At 62.4% G+C, this 19547-nt stretch carries 17 protein-coding genes; 6 read left to right on the top strand and 11 right to left on the bottom strand.

Going from position 1 to position 19547, the window contains the following annotated elements:
• Positions 1–2: 2 nt before the first annotated feature.
• The 7 genes from X735_RS148130 to X735_RS148160 form a co-directional block, all read right to left on the bottom strand.
• Positions 3–923 (bottom strand): ABC transporter permease, encoded by a 921-nt coding sequence (locus X735_RS148130; RefSeq protein ID WP_031213469.1) that lies wholly within the window; start codon positions 921–923, stop codon positions 3–5.
• Positions 923–2053, bottom strand: a complete 1131-nt coding sequence (locus X735_RS148135; protein WP_031213468.1) for an ABC transporter permease — start codon at positions 2051–2053, stop codon at positions 923–925. The genes X735_RS148130 and X735_RS148135 overlap by 1 nt, the downstream gene beginning before the upstream one ends.
• Positions 2050–3627, bottom strand: coding sequence for an ABC transporter ATP-binding protein (locus X735_RS148140; RefSeq protein WP_023811886.1), 1578 nt, complete (start codon positions 3625–3627; stop codon positions 2050–2052). Before X735_RS148140 ends, X735_RS148135 begins: the two co-directional genes overlap by 4 nt.
• Before the next feature lie 133 nt (positions 3628–3760).
• The gene (locus X735_RS148145; protein WP_023811885.1) at positions 3761–4738 is read right to left on the bottom strand and encodes a quinone oxidoreductase; all 978 of its coding nucleotides are present in this window, start codon (positions 4736–4738) and stop codon (positions 3761–3763) included.
• Between the two features lie 44 nt (positions 4739–4782).
• Positions 4783–5601 (bottom strand): phosphatidylcholine synthase, encoded by an 819-nt coding sequence (pcsA, locus tag X735_RS148150; protein ID WP_023811884.1) that lies wholly within the window; start codon positions 5599–5601, stop codon positions 4783–4785.
• Entirely contained in the window at positions 5598–6212 is a 615-nt protein-coding gene (locus tag X735_RS148155) for a DUF1326 domain-containing protein (protein WP_023811883.1), read from the bottom strand. Before X735_RS148155 ends, pcsA begins: the two co-directional genes overlap by 4 nt.
• A gap of 14 nt (positions 6213–6226) precedes the next feature.
• Positions 6227–7165, bottom strand: coding sequence for a DUF2182 domain-containing protein (locus X735_RS148160; protein WP_023811882.1), 939 nt, complete (start codon positions 7163–7165; stop codon positions 6227–6229).
• A gap of 70 nt (positions 7166–7235) precedes the next feature.
• Between X735_RS148160 and X735_RS148165 the strand changes: the two genes are divergently transcribed.
• Positions 7236–8447, top strand: coding sequence for a UbiH/UbiF family hydroxylase (locus tag X735_RS148165; protein WP_023811881.1), 1212 nt, complete (start codon positions 7236–7238; stop codon positions 8445–8447).
• Here X735_RS148165 and X735_RS148170 read toward each other — a convergent pair.
• Positions 8424–9386 carry an AEC family transporter gene (locus X735_RS148170; protein WP_023811880.1) on the bottom strand — a complete coding sequence of 321 codons (963 nt, stop codon included), beginning with the start codon at positions 9384–9386 and terminating at the stop codon, positions 8424–8426. The genes X735_RS148165 and X735_RS148170 overlap by 24 nt on opposite strands.
• Positions 9387–9511: 125 nt before the next feature.
• On the opposite strand from X735_RS148170, the gene hspQ reads away from it, so the two are divergent.
• On the top strand, positions 9512–9835 hold the full coding sequence (hspQ, locus tag X735_RS148175; RefSeq protein ID WP_023811879.1) for a heat shock protein HspQ: 324 nt from the start codon (positions 9512–9514) through the stop codon (positions 9833–9835).
• A gap of 72 nt (positions 9836–9907) precedes the next feature.
• Here the strand turns inward: hspQ and X735_RS148180 are convergent, their stop codons facing one another.
• The gene (locus X735_RS148180) at positions 9908–10537 is read right to left on the bottom strand and encodes an invasion associated locus B family protein (protein ID WP_013531658.1); all 630 of its coding nucleotides are present in this window, start codon (positions 10535–10537) and stop codon (positions 9908–9910) included.
• A 232-nt stretch (positions 10538–10769) separates the two neighbouring features.
• Between X735_RS148180 and X735_RS148185 the strand changes: the two genes are divergently transcribed.
• Both X735_RS148185 and X735_RS148190 read left to right on the top strand, forming a co-directional pair.
• Positions 10770–12590, top strand: a complete 1821-nt coding sequence (locus tag X735_RS148185) for an extracellular solute-binding protein (RefSeq protein ID WP_023811878.1) — start codon at positions 10770–10772, stop codon at positions 12588–12590.
• A gap of 17 nt (positions 12591–12607) precedes the next feature.
• Positions 12608–13288: a DsbA family protein gene (locus X735_RS148190; protein ID WP_023811877.1), complete on the top strand. Its 681-nt coding sequence runs from the start codon at positions 12608–12610 to the stop codon at positions 13286–13288.
• Positions 13289–13325: 37 nt separating this feature from the next.
• On the opposite strand, the gene X735_RS1000000169830 is transcribed toward X735_RS148190, so the two are convergent.
• Positions 13326–13763 carry a hypothetical protein gene (locus tag X735_RS1000000169830; RefSeq protein WP_023811876.1) on the bottom strand — a complete coding sequence of 146 codons (438 nt, stop codon included), beginning with the start codon at positions 13761–13763 and terminating at the stop codon, positions 13326–13328.
• A gap of 599 nt (positions 13764–14362) precedes the next feature.
• Here X735_RS1000000169830 and X735_RS148200 point away from each other — a divergent pair.
• Positions 14363–16261 carry an ABC transporter ATP-binding protein/permease gene (locus tag X735_RS148200; protein ID WP_023811875.1) on the top strand — a complete coding sequence of 633 codons (1899 nt, stop codon included), beginning with the start codon at positions 14363–14365 and terminating at the stop codon, positions 16259–16261.
• A 273-nt stretch (positions 16262–16534) separates the two neighbouring features.
• Complete coding sequence (gene mgtE / locus X735_RS148205; RefSeq protein WP_023811874.1) at positions 16535–17899, top strand: magnesium transporter; 1365 nt, start codon at positions 16535–16537, stop codon at positions 17897–17899.
• Between the two features lie 66 nt (positions 17900–17965).
• Here the strand turns inward: mgtE and gor are convergent, their stop codons facing one another.
• The gene (gor, locus tag X735_RS148210; RefSeq protein WP_023811873.1) at positions 17966–19357 is read right to left on the bottom strand and encodes a glutathione-disulfide reductase; all 1392 of its coding nucleotides are present in this window, start codon (positions 19355–19357) and stop codon (positions 17966–17968) included.
• Between the last annotated feature and the right edge of the window lie 190 nt (positions 19358–19547).

The following is a 19547-nucleotide window of genomic DNA, read 5'->3' as shown; positions in this document are numbered from 1 at the left end:
TGTCAACGATCCGGAACGAATGGCTGCCCCAAGGAAGCCGGCGTGTTCATCATCGTCAGACGCTTGTTGCGCGAGATTAGAACGAGAACCACGACGGTTGCCAGATAGGGCAGCGAAGAAAGGAACTGCGAGGGCACTGGAATGCCAAAAGCCTGTGCATGAAGCTGGCCGATCCACACCGCGCCGAAGATGTAGGCGCCGGCCAGCACCCGCCATGGCCGCCAGGAGGCGAACACCACCAGCGCCAGCGCGATCCAGCCGCGGCCGGCACTCATGTTCTCCACCCATTGCGGCGTGTAGACCAGTGAGAGATGGCCGCCGGCGAGACCGGCACAGGCGCCGCCGAAGATGACCGCGAGGTAGCGATAGCGGATCACCTTGATGCCAAGCGCATGCGCCGAGGTGTGGCTGTCGCCGATCGAACGCAGCGTCAGTCCGGTCCTTGTCTTGAACAGGAACCACATGACGGCCGCGGTGAGCGCAATCGAGATGTAGAAGATCGGATCCTGCCCGAACAGCAGCCTGCCGACCACAGGGATTTCCGTCAGGCCGGGAATGTAGAGGTTGGGCAGCCTTTCGCCGGGCTGGCCGACGAAGCTGGTGCCCATCATGCCGGACAGGCCGAGGCCGAGCAGCGTCAGCGACAGGCCGGTCGCCACCTGGTTGGTGGCCAGCGACAGCGTCATGACGGCAAACAGCAGCGAGAACACCGCGCCCATGGCGATGGCCGCCAGAAGGCCGATCCAGGGTGATCCGGTGAGATAGGTTGCGCCGAAGCCGCCGACGGCGCCCATGATCATCATGCCTTCGACGCCGAGATTGAGCACGCCGGAGCGCTCGACCACCAGTTCGCCGATTGCCGCGATCAACAGCGGCGTCGCCGCGGTGGCGATGGTCAGAAGGATGTTTACGGTGATGTCCATCAACGGGCTTCCTTCAGCTTCGGTGCGGCTTCGCGTTTCGCGGCACCTTCCGGTCTGGTCAGCGCCAGGCCGACCAGGCGAATGCGGTAGTGGATGAGCGTGTCGCAGCCGAGCACGAAGAACAGCAGCATGCCCTGGAACACCCGCGCCACCTTGTCGGAGATGCCGAGCGCGCTCTGCACCGCTTCGCCGCCGAGATAGGTCAGCGCCAGCACCAGACCGGCGGCAACGATGCCGAGCGGGTTGAGGCGGCCAAGGAAAGCCACGATGATGGCGGTGAAGCCATAGCCGGGCGAAATGACAGGCTGCAACTGCCCGATGGCGCCCGAGACCTCGGAGATGCCGGCAAGACCCGCCAGGGCACCCGACAGCAGGAAGGCGAAAAACACCATGCGGTTGAGGCCGAAGCCGGCGAAGCGCCCTGCCCGCGGGCTTGAGCCCAGCACGCGCACCTCAAAACCCTTCAGCATGCGGCTCATCAGGATCCAGACCAGCACCGCGGCGATCAGCGCGAAGACAAAACCCCAGTTTGCCCGCCCGGCATCCGGCATCAGCTCCGGCAACACGGCCGAATCGTTGAACTGGATGGTCTGCGGGAAACCATGACCCTGCGGATCGCGCCAGGGTCCGCGCACCAGCCAGTCGAGGAAGAGCTGCGCGACATAGACCAGCATCAGGCTGGTCAGTATCTCGTTGGTGCCGAAGCGAGTCTTGAGCAGAGCAGGGATCGCCGCATAGGCCGCGCCGCCGACCATGCCGAGCAAAAGCATCAGCGGTAGCACCAGCGGACCTTCGAACTGCGGAAACAGCACCGGAATCATCGAACCGGCAATGCCGCCGAGGATGAACTGGCCTTCGGCGCCGATGTTCCAAATGTTGGCCTTGTAGCAGACCGACAGGCCGACAGCGATCAGGATGAGCGGCGTTGCCTTGATCGCCAGCTCATGCAACTGCCAGACCTGGCTGATCGGCTCGATGAAATAGATATTGAACGCGGTCAGCGGATTGACGCCGAGCAGCGCGAACATGACGGCGCCGGCAATGATGGTCAGCGCGAAGGCGATGAACGGCGACAGGGCCGAAAACAGCATGGAACGCTGCGGGCGTTTGACGAGTTCGAGGCGCATCATGCCGTCTCCAGCGAGTGTTCGGCGTGGCCTGGTTCGGCGCCGCCCATCAGCAAACCTACCTTTTCGAAGGTTGCCTCGGCGATCGGCATCGGCTTCGACAGCTCGCCATTGTGCATGACCGCGATCGCATCCGATATCTCGAACAGCTCGTCGAGATCCTGGCTGATCACCAGCACCGCCGATCCGCTGCGCGACAGCTCGATCAAGGCCTGGCGGATGTGGGCGGCAGCGCCCGCGTCGACGCCCCAGGTCGGCTGGTTCACCACCATGACGCTTGGCCGGCGGTCGAGTTCACGGCCGACGATGAATTTCTGCAGATTGCCACCCGAAAGGGCCGCAGCCTCCGGATCCGGCGCACTCTTGCGCACATCCATCGCCTCGATGATGCGCTGGGAGGCGGCTTGGATGGCACCGCTCTTCACCATCCCGCCGGAACCGACGAACGCCTTGCCGTCGGTGGCATGGCGCGACAGCAGCAGGTTTTCAGAAAGCTTCATGCGCGGTGCCGCACCGTGGCCGAGGCGCTCCTCCGGCACGAAGGCGGCGCCCAGCAGTCGGCGTCCGGTGATGCTGAGGCCTCCCGCATCCTTGCCACGAATGCGCACCGAGGCGGCATTCTGCTGCAGCACTTCGCCTGAAACGGATTCGAAGAACTCGCCCTGGCCGTTGCCGGCGACGCCGGCGATGCCGATCACCTCGCCAGCGCGGACGTTCAGGTTGATGCCCTTGAGCGGTATCGAGAACGGTGTTGCCGGTTTGCGATTGAGATTGCGGATTTCGAGCAGCGGTGGCGCCTTGTCGATGCCCTCGACCGGCGCGCGCACCACGGCCTGCACCTCGTTGCCGACCATCATGCGAGCCAGCGAAGAGGCTGTTTCCTCACGCGGATTGCAGTGGCCGACCACCTTGCCGTGACGCAGCACCGTGGCGCGGTCGCAGATGCGTTTGACCTCCTCGAGCCGGTGCGAGATGTAGAGGATGGATTTGCCTTCCGAGCGCAAACGCTCCAGCGTCTCGAACAGCTTGTCGGCTTCCTGCGGCGTCAGCACCGAGGTCGGCTCGTCGAGGATGATGAGCTGCGGCGTCTGCAGCAGGCAGCGGATGATCTCGATGCGCTGGCGCTCACCCACCGACAGGTCGCCGACAAGCGATTCAGGATCGAGCGGCAGGCCATAGCTGAAGGAAAGCGCCCTCGCCTTGGCCGCGATGCTGCTGATCGGCGAGCCGTCGTCCAGCGATAGCGCGATGTTTTCGGCCGCGGTCAGCGCCTCGAACAGCGAAAAATGCTGGAACACCATGCCGATGCCGAGTTTTTTCGCGGCGCCGGGGTTGGAAATCCTGACCGCCTGGCCGTTCCAGAAGATCTCTCCGGAATTGGGCTCCAGCGAGCCGAACAGCATCTTGACCAGTGTCGACTTACCGGCGCCGTTTTCGCCGAGCAAAGCGTGGATTTCACCTCTGGCGATGTCGAGATCGATGTGATCGCACGCCGTCAGCGTGCCGAATATCTTGGTGAGGCTACGCACCTCGAGCAGGTTCGTGCCGTCCTGATTTGCACTCACAGTGCCTCCCATCTGGTTAGCCAGACATGTTCTGTGTTCCCGCAGGCATGGTAGGCGCGGCCGGCTCTCATCGGAAAGCGGCACGCGTCTTGAAAGAGCTTCAAGAATTTCAGCGGAAATTCAAGGGATAGCAAGGCAGAACGGACTAAGGGATGAGAATGGTCGTCCCTGTCGTCCTGCGGCCCTCGAGGTCGGAATGCGCCTTGCCGGCATCCTTGAGCGAGTAGCGCTGGTTGATCTTGATTTCGACCGCGCCGCTGAGCACGACCTCGAACAGAGCGGCGGCAGAAGCATCGAGGTCCTCGCGTTTTGCGTTGTAGACGAACAGTGTCGGCCTTGTTGCGAACAGCGAGCCCTTCTGGGCCAGCAATGACATGCTGAACGGCGGTATGGGTCCCGATGACTGGCCAAAGCTGACGAACATGCCAAGCGGCCGCAGGCAGTCGAGTGAAGCCGGAAATGTGTCGTTGCCGACCGAATCGTAGACGACATCGCATTTTTTGCCGCCGGTGATGGCGGCGACGGCGGCAACGAAATCCTGTTCCTTGTAGTTGATGACATGGTCGAAACCATGCGCCCTGGCGAGCTCGATCTTGTCGGACGAGCTGGCGGTGCCGATGACGGTCGCGCCGAGGTGTTTTGCCCATTGGCCGAGGATCAGCCCGACGCCGCCGGCCGCGGCGTGGAACAGGATCGTGTCGCCTGCCTTCACCTTGAACGTCCGGCGCAGCAGATATTCCGCCGTCATGCCCTTCAGCATCATCGCGGCGGCCTGTTCGTCGCTGATGCCATCCGGAACCTTGACGACCCGGCTGGCATCGATGACGCGCTCTTGCGCATAAGCCCCCGTCGTCACCGCATAGGCGATGCGATCGCCCGGATTCAGCCAGTCGACGCCCTGGCCGACCTCCAGCACCATGCCGGCGGCTTCGCTGCCTGGCACGAGCGGGAAGCCGCCGGGCGGCGGATAGAGGCCAGAGCGATGATAGACATCGATGAAATTGAGGCCGATCGCGGTGTGCCGGACCAGGATCTGCCCGGATCCCGGCTGACCGAGGTCGGCGTCCTCGTAGGTCAGGACTTCCGGGCCGCCGTTGGCGTGAATGCGGATCGCTTTGGACATTGCTAGGCTTCCTGTGGGGCTAGGCTCTCTGTGGGAGTGGCTGATCAGGCCTTTTTGGCACCGAGATTGGGAAAGAACTGCATGATGCCACCGATGCAGGCAAGGTAAAGCCCGGTGATGGTGATGCCGATCTTGGTGAAGGTGCTGACCTGCTCGCCCAGCACGCCGATCTGATCGTAGAAGGCAGCGAGTGCCGCCTGGGCCAGGGCAAGCGCGCCGAAAGCGCACCACAAGAGAGTCATCCCAAGGTTGATGCGCCGCAGCCGCACCACCCGCACCGGGTGGATGAAGTTGATCGGTACGAAAGTCAGGACGCCGGCCACCACTACCACCGCAAACGAAACCCATTGTCCGGGCTCGATGACGAACAGGGTGAACACCACCATGTTCCAGACCACGGGGAACCCCTTGAAGAAATTCTCCTTCGTCTTCATGCCGGTGTCGGCATAGTAGATGGCGCTGGAGACGACGATGATCGCCGCAGACAGGAATGACAGGCCCTCGCCCATGAAGCCGCGCTGATAGAGCGCGAAGGCCGGGATCAGCACGTAGGTCACGTAGTCGATGATGTTGTCGAGCAGTTCGCCCGACCAAGTCGGCAGGATTTCCTTGACCTCGAGCTTCCGCGCGATCGGCCCATCGATGCCGTCGACGAACAATGCCAGCCCGAGCCACCAGAACATCGCCGTCCAGCGCTCTTCGCTTGCCGCTACCAGCGACAGGAAGGCCAGGAACGACCCCGAGGCGGTCAAGAGGTGGACGGAGAACGCCCTCGCCTGTGGCCAGGTGACCTTCTTTTTCGGGCGCGGAATCCGGTCCGTGATCTTTTTGGCGGCTTTTCGGGCCGTTGTGTTCTTGCTCACGGGCCCCGCCAATCCAGCTTGCAGATTTCGGCCGAACGGCCGGCGAAATTCCAGTTGCGGCCGAAAGCCCGCATCTTGCTCTTGTCGGACCTTGCCACGATGATCTCAGGCGCGATCCAGTATTCCGAATTGCTGATCACCGTATCCTTGTCGCGATCCTTGCCGGGGATGGGTGTCACCGCCCCGTCGATGATCCTCGGTATCTGGAAGATACGCGTCTTGTCACGCGTCTCATAGGTGATCGGCACTTGTTCGACGCCGAGGAATTTGCCGACCAGGATGGAGAGCAGCGATGTGGTTCCGCCTGCCTTGCCCGTGAAGATCTTTGTCAGCGCCTTGACCGCGTAGACAGAGGCGCGGCTGTCGATGAACAGGCCCGCGGTCCAGTTGCCGCGGCTCATGTAGCCGGGAATTTCCATGACCAGCCCGAGATTGAGGCCGGACAGATCTACTTCACCGAAATGGCCGGCATCGATGCGAAATCCCGCCCAGGTCTGGCAATAGCCTTCGGTCGGCGGATGATTGCCAAGCGACAGCACGCAGGGGCAAAAAACCGTGCAATTGCAGGAGAGTACGAGCTCTCCCTTCATCGCCCAGCTCTGGTCTGCCATCGATTTTCCCCCACTCACAGCGAGACTACTAGCAGCGCGGCTGCCCAGACAAGCAGTATCGCACCGGCCAGCCGGGTTGGAACCCTGCTGGCGGTTTGTTTTTCGATCAGGGTGAACAGCCCGATCAACGCCATCCAGAAAATGTTCATGACGCCAACGGCGAACATCACCAGCATCAAGGCCCAGCAGCAGCCGAGACACCACAGACCTTGCGCGACACCGAGCCGAAAGATGTTAAGGGGCCTCGCGCTCCAGTTCGAAAACAGGACCGAGAACGGGTTCTTGCATTTCTTCAGGCAAGCCTCCTTCAGGCCGCTGAACTGGTAGAGGCCGGCAATCAGGAGAGCGAGCGCACCGGCAACGCCGACGACCGGATCCAGCATCCCGGCTGACGAGGCGAATGCATGGGCGGCCAGGGTCAGCGCCGCGAACATCATTGAAGCGGCGAGCCAGACGCTGAGGTAGCCGGCGACCAGCACCAGCGGGTGAACGACCGGTTCGCCCTTGATGCGAGCCGTGTCAGTGATTTCGCAATAGGTGCGGATCATCGGCGCCGCCGAAGGCAGCATCGTCGCGATCGCCATCAGGAACCACATGAAAACGAGCGCGCCGGCCTGCAAGCCGAGACTTGTGTCCAAAGGCACCGGTGAGAGGCACAGCACAAAGAACCGTTCCAAGAAATCGGGCAGCGGCAGTTGCGGCAGGCTGCGCAGGATCGTGTCGCCGGGGGCGCTGACGCCTGCAATCCCGCCTTCGGCGCCGCGGATTGCCATCGCGGCAAGGGTCAGCCAGGCAAGCAGGATGCAAGCGCCGACAACGACGTTTACCGTGACGCGAGGACTGCGCGCGATGCCGGCCATGGCGCGGCCGGCGCGGTCGAGATGCCTGAAGTCGTCCTGCTGGCCGGTCATGACATCCGAATGGGCCGAATCGCCGCGTTGATCAAGCGGCATGATCTGACCTATATGCTCATCGAACGGCAGGTCGGGTGGACCGCCTCGCATTGCAAGCCGGAAGCCGATCTTGGAGCATCAGCAAACTGCGCGGATACTGGTTGCCGGCACGGGGCCGGCAGGACTGATCGCGGCGCTCGGTTTTGCCGCCGAGGGTTTCCCGGTGACACTGGTCGGGCCGGAGGCCACCGCCCCCGATGGCCGCACGACGGCCCTGATGAACCCTGCCTTGAAAGTGCTCGACCGGCTTGGCGTGCTCGAAGCCGTCAAATCCAAGGCGGCGGCCCTGAAAGTGATGCGCATCGTCGACGCCACCAGCCGGCTGATCCGCAGCCCGGTCGTCACCTTCCGTGCCAGCGAGATCGACGAGGACCAGTTCGGGCTGAACCTTCCCAACAGCGTGCTCAACCCGGCACTCGCCAGCGCCGTTGCCGCGCATGCCGGCATCGACCGGCGGATGCCGATGGTGGCGAACTGGCATCTCGATGCCGAGCGCGCCCGTGCCGTCCTGTCCGACGGCAGCACGGTCGACGCAGCGCTGGCGGTCGCCGCCGATGGGCGGTTGTCACCGGCGCGCCAGGCGGCCGGCATCTCGACCTCGGCCCGGTCCTACCCGCAGGCAGCTCTCGTCCTCAATTTCGGCCATGGCGGCGACCATGCCTTCACCTCGACCGAATTCCACACCGAGACCGGTCCGTTCACGCAGGTCCCGCTGCCCGGCAATCGCTCCAGCCTGGTCTGGGTGGTCAAGCCCCAGACCGCGACCGACCTCGCCGCACTGGACGATGCGACGCTTTCTCAGCGGGTCGAACAGCAGATGCAGTCGATGCTGGGCCGGGTAACGGTCGAGCCGGGCAGGCAGATCTATCCGCTTTCGGCGGTGACGCCACTGCGTTTCGCCCGAGATCGGGTGGCGCTGGTCGGCGAAGCCGCCCATGTGTTTCCCCCGATTGGTGCGCAAGGCCTCAATCTCGGCATCAGGGACGTCGACGATCTAATTGGAATCGCTCGTGAAAATAGAGCCGATCCAGGTGCAGCCAAGGCGCTTGCAGCCTACGATTTCAAGCGCCGCCCCGATATTCTGGCGCGCAGCAGCGTGGTCAACCTGCTCAACATGTCGCTGCTTTCCGACATGCTGCCGGCGCAGATGGCCCGCGTTGCCGGGCTCGGTGTGCTCGGAGGCTTCGCGCCGCTTCGGGCTTTTTTCATGCGCGAGGGACTTCGTCCCGGCAGCGGTTTTGCCGCGCTTGCTGGCGGGTTAGGGAAACAGGTCCGGCGCTAGGATATTGTGCCGGATCAGGTAGAGCAGCCCGGTGACGGTCACGACCGACAGGCAGGTTGTGATCAGCACACTGGCCGACGCGCGCTGTACCCAGACGCCATACTGCTGGGCGATGACGAAGACGTTGGTGGCGGTCGGCAATGCCGCCAGAAGCACCGCCGAGAAGACCCATGTCTCAGAAAAATTGCCGATCCAGCTCAGCACGACATAGCAGAGCAACGGGTGCAGGATCAGTTTCAGCGCCGCAATCGGAACCATCTCATGCGGGACGCGATTGAGCGGCCTGAGCGCCAGGGTGACGCCCATGGCAAACAGCGCGCAAGGTGCGGCCGCCCGGGAAAGATGTTCCAGAAGTCGCTCCACCGGCACGGGCGGTCGAAAGCCGATATAGGCGGCGCCGACACCCAGGGCGGTTGCGATGATGAACGGGTGCAGCACGATCTTGCGCACGACACCCAGCGCAAGCCGGAGAGGAGTGGTCTTCTCGTCGCCCGACAGCGCCATCATCATGGGCGCGATGGCGAAATGCATGATGTTCTCGAAACAGAAGATCAGGGCGACCGGCACTGCCGCCTCCTCGTCGAAGGCCAGCAATGCCAGGCCCGGCCCCATATAGCCGATATTGCCATAGGCGGCCGCGAGCGCCTTGATGGTCGATTGCGCTATCTCGCCGCGCGAGGTCAGCACCGACCCCATGAACATCAAGGAAAATATCATGAAGGTCGAGACGACCGAGCCGAAGATGAAGCGCCATTCCGTCAGGTCTTCGAACGGCGTCTTGGCAAGCAGTTGGAAGAAAAGTGCGGGCAGCGCGACATAGACGATGAACGTGTTCATCCAGCCGAGCGCCTCCAGCGGCTGCCTGGTGATGCGCGCCACGAGAAACCCGACAAAAATCAAGCCGAAGAACGGAAGAACAAGACCGATGACGTCAGACATTTTTATGCTGGTCCGAAACCCTGGCGCCGGGCTAGCCCGTTGCTTGATAGGGCGTCAAGCGCCTCGGGATTGAATTGATGCGCGGTCTGCGCCAAATAAGCCCAAGGAATTCAGTGGTGAGTACGATGAAAACAGCCAAATTCGCAATCGGACAGGTGGTTCGCCACCGGCTGTTTCCATTCAGGGGCATTATTTTCGACGTCGACCCGCAATTCGCCAACACCGACGAATGGTACGAAGCCATCCCCGCCGACGTTCGGCCGCGCAAGGATCAGCCTTTCTATCATCTGCTCGCCGAGAATTCGGAGACCGAATACATCGCCTACGTCTCCGAGCAGAATCTGCTTGAGGATCAGTCGGGTGAGCCAGTCCGGCATCCGCAGATCAAGGAGATGTTCGACAAGAGGCCGGACGGCGGCTACCAGCCGAAACGGCAGTCAAGGCACTAACCCGCGGAGAGACGGGCACAAAAAAAGCGGGGCATGACCCCGCTTCTTTGTTGGCCGGACGATATCGGCCGATCAGTTGGCGGTCTTCGCCTTGTCCTGCTCTTCCTTGAGCTTCTTGGCGAAATCCTGGTTGTTCTTGGCGACGAAGTCCTGAAGCTTCTTCTGCCGGTCCTCGATGTCCGACTGCTGCAGCGCCGGGCCGTCATAGGCGCCGCTGAAGCCCTGCAGGGCGATCTTGATCGGATTGGGCTGGTTCTGGAAATTGACGGAAGTCAGCGTGATCGCCTGGCCTTTCTTGAATGCCGCGACGAGTTGATCGGTCAGCGGCACTTCGGCCACGCAACGATCCGGGAAGCAGATCACATAATCGAGCTTCTGCGCCTTGCCGGTGTCGATCTGCAGGCCGATTCCGGGAGGCACCAGACGGCCGGTCGGCACCGTCACCTGGAACACCTTGCGGTTCACCTTGCCCTTCAGCTCGATCAGGCTGACGCCGGTGACCAGTTGGCCGTTGCCGGCGGTGGTGATGTTCTGGACATTGCAGATGTCGACGTCTTCCTGCTTGGTGCAGGCCTTGAACCAGCCTTGCGGAATCTGCTGTTGCTGCTGTGCGGAAGCGGCGGGAAGTCCTGCGCCGAGAAAGCCGACCACGCCAGCGGCCATGACCGAGAGGCGGTACGCGTTGCTGTTCAGGCTCGTCATGTCGTGCACTTCCTCTCAAATGATCCCGGGACCGGCTTCTTCGTGCCGTGTGGTCCAGCTACCTGTTGCCGAAATGAGGCAACAGAATGACTTCGGAGGGCGTGTTACACTGCAAGCGAGGCCGAATCCAGCCCGGCGTCAGCAATTGTTGAACGCGCGGTTGGCCGGCGCGCAGCCGCCCCATGCTAGGGTGCACACCGAATCATCAAGCCGACCCAATAAGGAGACGGTCATGGGCCGCGTTGTTGTTTGGCTGATTACCGGGATATCGTTTCTCGCCCTTTCGCATCAGCCGGCCGCATCGGAGCCGAAGCACGCTATCGCCATGCAGGGCGAGCCGGCGCTGCCGCCCGGCTATACGCATTTCGATTACGTCAATCCCGATGCGCCGAAGGGTGGCTCGATCACGTATTGCGTCGTCGGCAGCTTCGACAACCTCAACCCTTTCATCCTCAAGAGCCTGCGCACGACGGCGCGCGGCATGATGGACACGATCTTCGGCAATCTGGTCTTCGAGCCGTTGATGCAGCGCAATGCCGACGAGGCTTTCACGCTTTACGGTTTGTTGGCCGACAGCGCCGACATGGACCCGGAGCGCAAGAGCATCGAATTCCATCTCAACCCGAAGGCCAAATGGTCGGACGGCCAGCCAGTGACGCCGGAAGATGTGCTGTTCAGCTACGATGTCTACACCGAGAAAGGGCGACCGCCCTACAGCGACCGCATGGCCAGGGTCGCCAAGCTCGAAAAGACCGGCGATCACAGCGTGCGCTTCACCTTCAACGACAAGGCCGATCGCGAATTCCCGCTGATCATCGCGCTGACCCCAATCATCCCGAAGCATGCCTTCGACAAGGAGACTTTCGACAGGACGACGCTCAAGCCGGTGATCGGCAGTGGCCCCTATACGATCGCGCAGGTGCAGCCCGGCCAGCGCATCGTGTTCAAGCGCAACCCGGATTACTGGGGCAAGGACGTCCCGGCCAAGCGCGGTTTCGACAATTACGACCAGATCACTATCGAGTATTTCCTCAACGCTAACGCCAAGCTCGAAGCGTTCAAGAAAGGCCTTTGCGCCATCGACGACGATAGCGATCCGGTGAAGCGCGAGCGCGATCTCGATTTTCCGGCCTTCCACAAGGGCGATGTGGTCGCGCAGACCTTCGACACCGGCATTCCGCCCGTGGTGACTGGTTTCCTGTTCAACACGCGGTTGCCGAAATTCGCCAACCCGGTCGTGCGGCGCGCGCTCGGTATGCTTTATGACTTCGAATGGGCCAACAAGAACCTGTTCGGCGGCAAGTACGCGCGGACAATGAGCTATTGGCAAAACTCCGAGCTTTCCGCGCTCGGCCATCCAGCGGACGACAAGGAGAAAGCGCTTCTGGCGCCCTACCCCGGCCGCGTGCCGGCCGATGTCATGGACGGTACATGGCGGCCGCCGGTGACCGACGGATCGGGCCAGGACCGCCGCGTGCTGAAGGCAGCCTTCGATCTTTTGAAAAGTGTCGGCTACCACGTGCAGAATGGAACGATGCTCGATCCCGAAGGCAAACCCTTCAGCTTCGAAATCCTGACCGCGTCGCAGGACGAGGAGCGCCTTGCCGGCATCTACCAGCGCACGCTGGAGAAGATCGGCATCGATCTCACCATTCGCAGCCTCGACGGCGATCAGATCCAGTCGCGCAAGCAGCGCTTCGACTTCGAGGTCCTGGTCGGATCGAGCGGCTTCAACAATTCGTTGTCGCCCGGCATCGAGCAGAGCGGGCGCTGGAGTTCCGCCGCGGCCAGGACGGAAGGCTCGTTCAATCTCGCCGGCGTCGCCGATCCGGCTGTGGACGCGGCGATCGAGGCGATGCTGCGCGCCCGCTCCAAGGAGGATTATGTTGCCGCAGTTCGCGTTCTCGACCGGCTGCTGATCTCCGGCAACTACATGGTGCCGATGCAGTACAACACGCAGCAATGGATCGCCTACTGGAACTACCTGGAACATCCGCAAAAGACGCCCATATTCGGGTATCAACTGCCAACATGGTGGCGCAAGCCCAACTGAGGGATCAGGAGGTCGAGATGAGCGAATTGAGCGCCATCACCGTCGATGTGGTGTCCGATGTCGTCTGCCCCTGGTGCTTCATCGGCCAGAAGCGGCTCGACAGGGCGATTGCCGCCGTCGGCGATGTCGACGTGCATGTCCGCTGGCGGCCGTTCCAGCTCGATCCAACCATTCCGTCTGATGGCAAGGACCGCCGCGAATACATGCTGGCAAAATTCGGCAGCGACGAGCGCATCCGCGAGATTCACGCCCGCATCGAGCCGCTGGGCGAAATCGAAGGCATCTCGTTCGCCTTCGACGCCATCAAGGTGGCGCCGAACACGCTGGATGCGCACCGGCTGATCCGCTGGGCAGGTGCCGCCGGCGAAGCCATTCAGAACAGGCTTGTGCGCCGGCTGTTCCAGTTGAATTTCGAGGAAGGCGCCAACATTGGCGATCATGCCGTGCTGGTCGAGGCGGCGCGCGAGGCCGGCATGGATGCGTCCGTGGTCGCCACGCTTTTGCCGACCGAGGCCGATGTCGAGGCGGTGCGCACCGAGATCGCCACCGCGTCGCGCATGGGCATTTCTGGTGTACCGTGCTTCCTGCTCGAGGACAAATACGCGGTCATGGGCGCGCAGGATGCCGACACGCTGGCCGATGCCATTCGCCAGGTGGCGGCCGCCAAGGCGCGCGGCGAACTGGAAAAGGCCGGCTGAGCCGACCGCCCTCTCCTCTCCGCGACAGCAGCAAGCGTTACTTCACCGTCGCCTTGGCCTTGCTGATGAAAAATCCATGGCCGTTCGTGGCCGTGCAGGACAGTCCCTTGCTTGACGACTGGCACGAAAACGGCCCGGCGCTCCAGCTGTTGCCGTAGCCAAGCTTGTCGACATCGCTGCAGCAGCCCTGCTCGCCGGGGTTCTTGATCAGCGTGGCTGGCCCCTTCGGACCCAGGATAATCGTGACGTAGCTTGGCTCGACTCGCGAGCAGCTCAGCTCCGGGCCACCATCCCTTGGTTCATAGGTGCCGGTGCCGCCTTTGGGTGTGTAGATGCAGCCGATGTTGCCGGACGGCGTGTTGAACTCGATCTGGCCTTCGGCGCTGGCCGGGATGCTCTGCTGGCCGGCATGCGCCAAAGGTACGAGGGGCAGCCAGGCGAAGAGGGACAGGATTGCGGCCGCGCGTGCAAGCATTGGGAGCTTCCTTGTTGGAGAACCGAACATGCATGAGTGTCGACGATGCCAGGCAAGGTTCAATCCCAAGCGGATGAATTGTCAAACACAGTCCCTCAGCCGATCCGACAAGGAAGCGCCGCTCGGCCGATTCTCCGGTCACCTCCTGCCTCCGGCAAGGACGACAACGGCACGCCCGGCGAGGTCGCGAACGGCAAATTTTCGGGTGTTCGGGTCAACCTGCTTTGAGAAAAGCGCTCGGTCCGGACGATTTTGAGTTCACAAAACCGTGTGAAAACCTTCCCTAAGGGAAGCCGCGCTAACGTCACGCCCCTATGTATCAGGCATTTGAAATCAAAAGCAATATTCGGATTTTTGCCTATCGTTGTCGCTATATTTCAGCATGTAATCTGTTGCCTCACGGCCACGGCTGCCGGCGCAATCCAATCGGCCCGGTTTTAAATTAATGGAAAATGATCAATTGGTGTTACCATCTGTAACAAAAGAAAAAAGGTTTGGGCGGGATCGTGATTCGGGTCGGTAGACCATCGCAAGAGTCAGTACCGGAAAAAACACCTCGCGATGCCGCAGGGCGATCGCTTCTGACGCCGGTGTCGTCGATGCGCAGCTTCTGGGGCCTGATGCGGGCCTACTGGGTTTCCGACCGCTGGAAGGAAGCCTGGACGCTGACGCTGGTGATCGCACTGCTCACGGCGCTGTCCAGCAAGGCCGGTGTTTGGTTCGCCGAAGCCTCCGGCGAACTGGTCAACTCGATCGCCTTCTTCCATGACGCCGCCAACGCCACGCCGCTTCGCTCGCTGCTGGTCAATGCCGGCGTCCTGGTGCTGCTGGTCGTGCTCAAGGACGCCGGCTTCACCGGCATCCGCAGTCTCGTGTCAGCGACATTGCACCGCAAATGGCGCGGCTGGCTGGACAGCCGCTTCAACGAAGCGCTGCTCGACACCAATCATACGCATTTCCACGCCCAGCATGGTTCGTCCGGCAATGCCGCTCCCGACAACATCGATCAGCGCGTCCAGGAATCGATCAAGGACATGACCGGCGGAGCCATCGGCCTCGCCATGGGCGTCCTGGGTGTTGCCACATCGCTTTATTTCGTCGGCCAGAAATTGCTTGAAAACTCGGCGGAAGTGAAAGGGCTGGAATTTCTCGGCAGCTACGGCAGTGCGGTTTTGGCTTTCCTGGCGGTCGCCACCTACGTGCCGCTGAACACTTGGATCGCGGTCAAACTGGGTCGTCTGCTGGAACGGCTCAACGTCAGGATGCAGCAATCCGAAGGCAGCTATCGCGGCGAGTTGACCACTTTCCTGCGTCGCAGCTTCCATGTCGCGGCCTCGCAAGGCGAGGATGTGCAGAAGACGATGCACAATCGACTTTATGTCGACATCGACCGCACTTGGGCGCGGCTGAATATCGTCAACACAGGCTACAATTCGTTCGAGCTGATCTATAATTTCATTGGCGCCCGCATTGTCGCCTATGGACCTGGCCTGGTGCCGTTCATCCACAACGGTTTCGATCTCAAGGGCTACATAACCGGCTCCGAGCTGGTCAATTCGCTGATCAGTCAATGCTCCTGGTTCATCCACGTCATGCCGAACATCGCAACGTTGCGCGCCAACAGCCAGCGCGTCATCGAATTGGCGCAGGCGATCGAGAATGTCCAGCATCCGCAGGAATTCTACAGCCAGACCGGCCGCTCCGATTTCCACTACACCAGCCAGAACCCGGTTTTTGGCCTGACCATCCAGAAGCTCGAACTGGCGCATCAAGGCGAGGATGCGACGCCCTTCCTCAGCGCCGCCAATCTGCGCTTCCGGCGCGGCGAATGGACTTTCCTGAAGGGCGAGTCCGGCTGCGGCAAGACTTCGCTGATCAAGGCGATCAACGGCCTGTGGCCCTATGGCCGCGGCACCATCGTCTTCCCCGAGGGCGTCAAGAGTTTCTATGCCGCCCAGGAGGTCAAGCTGCAGCAGGTGACGCTGAAGCAACTGGTCTGCCTTCCGGGCTCCGAGCGCGACCATGGCGACGCGCAGGTCGCGTCGGCGCTGCACAAGGCGGGGCTCGGCGACTTTATCGAGCATATGGCCGACGAAAGCCGCGAAGGCAAAAGCTGGGACCAGGTGCTGTCGGGCGGCCAGAAACAGAAGCTGGTGGTGGCCCGCATCGTGCTGCAGCAGCCGGGGCTGCTGTTCCTCGACGAGGCGACCGGGGCGCTCGACCCCGACGGCAAGGTCGCCTTCCACCAGGCCATCAAGGACAACTGCCCCGATGTCACGGTGATCAGCGTCATGCACGAGGCGGTTGCGCCAAGATCGATGACGGGCAGCGAATTCTATCACAGCATCGTCGCGATCGCCGACGGCGTCGCCACCAAGAAGCCGCTGGTTCCGACCTTGCCCGTCGAGCTCACCACCATTCTCGTGCAGCCAAGGCCGGCCCCAAGGCCGGTCGAGGACAAGTGGCTGCGCTTCTCGCGCCGGCTGAAGCAGAAATAACGGTTATTCCACCCCGGTCTGCGTAGTCGCACGGCGGCCGGCGATCACAGTCTCGCGATCTTGGCCGCGCGCCGGCGTTTTCCCTCCTCATCGCGATTGACACGGCAAGGCGCGCTCCTATGTTGCGCCCGCTTGCAGACAGTAAAAACGCGAACCCGCAAGCGGAAAGGTCACCGCGCCATGCCTGGCGACAGTCACAGTCGAACGCAACAGCCGTCCGCCCTGACGTGACCTCACATGGTTCATGTCCTGCCGGACGGCAAGGAGTGAGCCATGAACGAATTTACCGCCGTAGCCAGCGACGAGGCCGTCGCGATTGCCCGTATCCTAGCCAACGATCACGTCGCCGACATTGTCGAGGCCCTGAACAGGGAGCCTCGAGAGACCGCGACGGAACTGCTTTGTGAAGTGACGTTCGAGCGTCTGGTCGAGATCTTCGACCAGCCGGAACTCGACGGCGCGTCCGAACTCATGGAGGCGCTGCCGCGCGCCAAGGCGGGCAAGCTGCTCACCGCGATGTCGGTCGACCGTGCCGCCGACATCCTGCGCGAGCTGGAAGAGCCCGCCCGTTCCGAGCTGCTTGGCGGGCTTGCGCCGCCGCTGCGCGCAACGCTGCTCTCCATCCTCGGCTATCCCGAAGGCAGCGCCGCATCGATCATGACGACGGAGTTCGTCAGCGTGCCCTCGGACTGGACCGTCGGGCAAACGCTAGACTACATCCGCAAGGTGGAGCGGACGCGCGAGACCGTTTATGCGATCTATATCGTCGATCCGCAGACGCACCTGCTTGTACGCTCGACGGGTCTGCGCCGGCTGATCACCGGGGAGCCCGGCGATTCGATCATAACGGTGGCGCCGGATCATCTTCCGGTGACGGTCGGACCGCTGACCGATCGCGAAACCCTGGCGCAGACGATCTCCAAATACGATCTGCTCGCCGTTCCGGTCGTCGACCATGGCAAGATCCTCGGTATCGTCACCATCGACGACATCATCGACACGATGATCGCGGAGACGACCGAGGATGTGCACCGTTTCGGCGGCATGGAGGCGCTGGACGAGCCGTACATGAAGATGAGCTTCCTCGCCATGATCAAGAAACGTGGCGGCTGGCTGTGCGCGCTGTTCATCTCGGAGATGCTGACGGCCAACGCGATGCAGAGCTATGAGGGCGAGCTGGAGAAGGCGATCGTGCTGACGCTGTTCATCCCGCTGATCATGAGCTCGGGCGGCAATTCCGGCTCGCAGGCGACCTCGCTGGTCATCCGTGCGCTGGCGCTGCGCGAGATCGGTCTTGGCGACTGGTGGCGGGTGGCGCTGCGCGAGCTGCCCACCGGTCTCGTGCTGGGCGCCATGCTCGGCGTGGTCGGCGTCTGCCGCATTGCGCTGTGGCAATATATGGGCTTCTACGACTATGGCCCGCACTGGCCGCTGATCGCCACGACGGTGGGCGCGGCCCTCGTCGGCATCGTCACCTTCGGTTCGCTGTCGGGGTCGATGCTGCCGTTCGCCTTGAAACGTATCGGCTTCGACCCTGCCAGCGCATCGGCGCCGTTCGTCGCCACGCTGGTCGATGTCACCGGGCTGGTGATCTACTTCTCGGTGGCGCTGGTGATCCTGCGCGGCACGCTGCTGTAGCCGCTTCCTTATCTCCGCCGTGGCAAATACCTTGCTGCGGCGGAGTCCCGCAGTCCGGCTTTGCCGTCAATCCACCCGCGCGCCGTCCTTCACGCGGTAGGTCGGCTTGTACATGGTGACCAGTTCTTCCGCCGCTGTCGGATGCACGGCCATCGTGCGGTCGAAATCGTCCTTGGTCAGGCCTGCCTTCACCGGGATGCCGAGAAGCTGCGCCATCTCGCCGGCGTCCGGCCCCAATATGTGGGCGCCAAGCACTTTCTTCGACGCGCCGTTGACCACCAGCTTTATCAGCATCTTCTCATCCCGCCCGGACAGGGTGTGCCGCATCGGCCGGAATGTCGCGCGGTAGATCTCGATGTCGGGGAAGCGTTTGACGGCGTCGTCCTCCGACACGCCGACAGTGCCGATCTCCGGCTGTGAAAAGACGGCGGTCGCGATCGTCTCGTGATCGGGCGCGGTTGGATTTCCCTTGAAGGCGGTTTCAATAAAACACATCGCCTCGTGGATCGCCACCGGCGTCAGTTGCACGCGGTTGGTGACGTCGCCGATCGCCCAGATGCTGTCGATGTTGGTGCGGGAATATTGGTCGACGGCGATGGCGCCGGTCTTGGTCATCTCCAGTCCGATTCCTTCCAGGCCCATATTCTCGGTGTTGGGAATGCGGCCGATGGCCAGCATCACCTGGTCGACGGTCAGCACCTCGCCGCCGCTGACGAGCGCGTCGAGCCGGCCGTCCGGCCGCTTGCGGATCCATTCGGACACGGAATGGCAGAGGATTCTTATCCCCTTCTTTTCCATCGTTTCGTGCAGCATGCGCCGCAGGTCCATGTCGAACCGGCTGAGGATCTCCTTGCCGCGATAGACCAGCGTGGTGTCGACGCCGAGACCGTGAAAAATGTTGGCGAACTCGACAGCGATGTAGCCGCCGCCCTCGATCATGATCGCCTTGGGCAATTCCTTGAGGTCGAAAGCCTCGTTGGAAAAGATGCAATGTTCATGGCCGGGCAGCGCCGGATGCGGCGCCGGGCGGCCGCCCGTGGCAATCAGGATCTGGTCTGCTGTGACGGTGCGATCCTCACCCAGGAGATGCACGACATGCGGATCGACGATCATGGCGCGCGAGTGGAAGGTCTCGCCGCCGGCGCCCTCGACGTTCCTGACGTAGATCGCCTCCAGCCGGCTGATCTCGCGATCCTTGTTGGCGACCAGCGTCTGCCAGTCGAAACTGGCTTCCGGCACCGTCCAGCCATAGCCGGCGGCGTCGGCAAAGTGCTCGGGAAATTGCGAGGCATAGACATAGAGCTTTTTCGGCACGCAGCCGCGGATGACGCAGGTGCCCCCATAGCGGTATTCCTCGGCGATGCCGACACGCTTGCCGAGAGCCGCGGCGACACGCGCCGCCCTGACCCCGCCCGAACCGCCGCCGATGACGAAAAGATCGTAGTCGTAACCGGCCATGACGCGGCTCCCAAGCTTCAGAAATGTGTCAGACAGGTAGGCCGCAAACCGTCAAAAGAAAAGCCCGGACAGGCCGGGCTTTCGCGGGAGGCCGCAAGGCCATTTGAAATGCGGGATCAGTTATTGTCCGCGGGGGCCGCGCCATCGGCGGGCGCTGCGCCATCGGCCGGAGCGGCGGCTCCGTCGGCGG

Origin of the sequence: Mesorhizobium sp. L2C084A000, assembly GCF_000502875.1 — a bacterium.
Lineage (GTDB): Bacteria > Pseudomonadota > Alphaproteobacteria > Rhizobiales > Rhizobiaceae > Mesorhizobium.
Note: the sequence above shows the minus strand (reverse complement) of the source record. Positions and strands in the feature narration are given on the sequence as shown.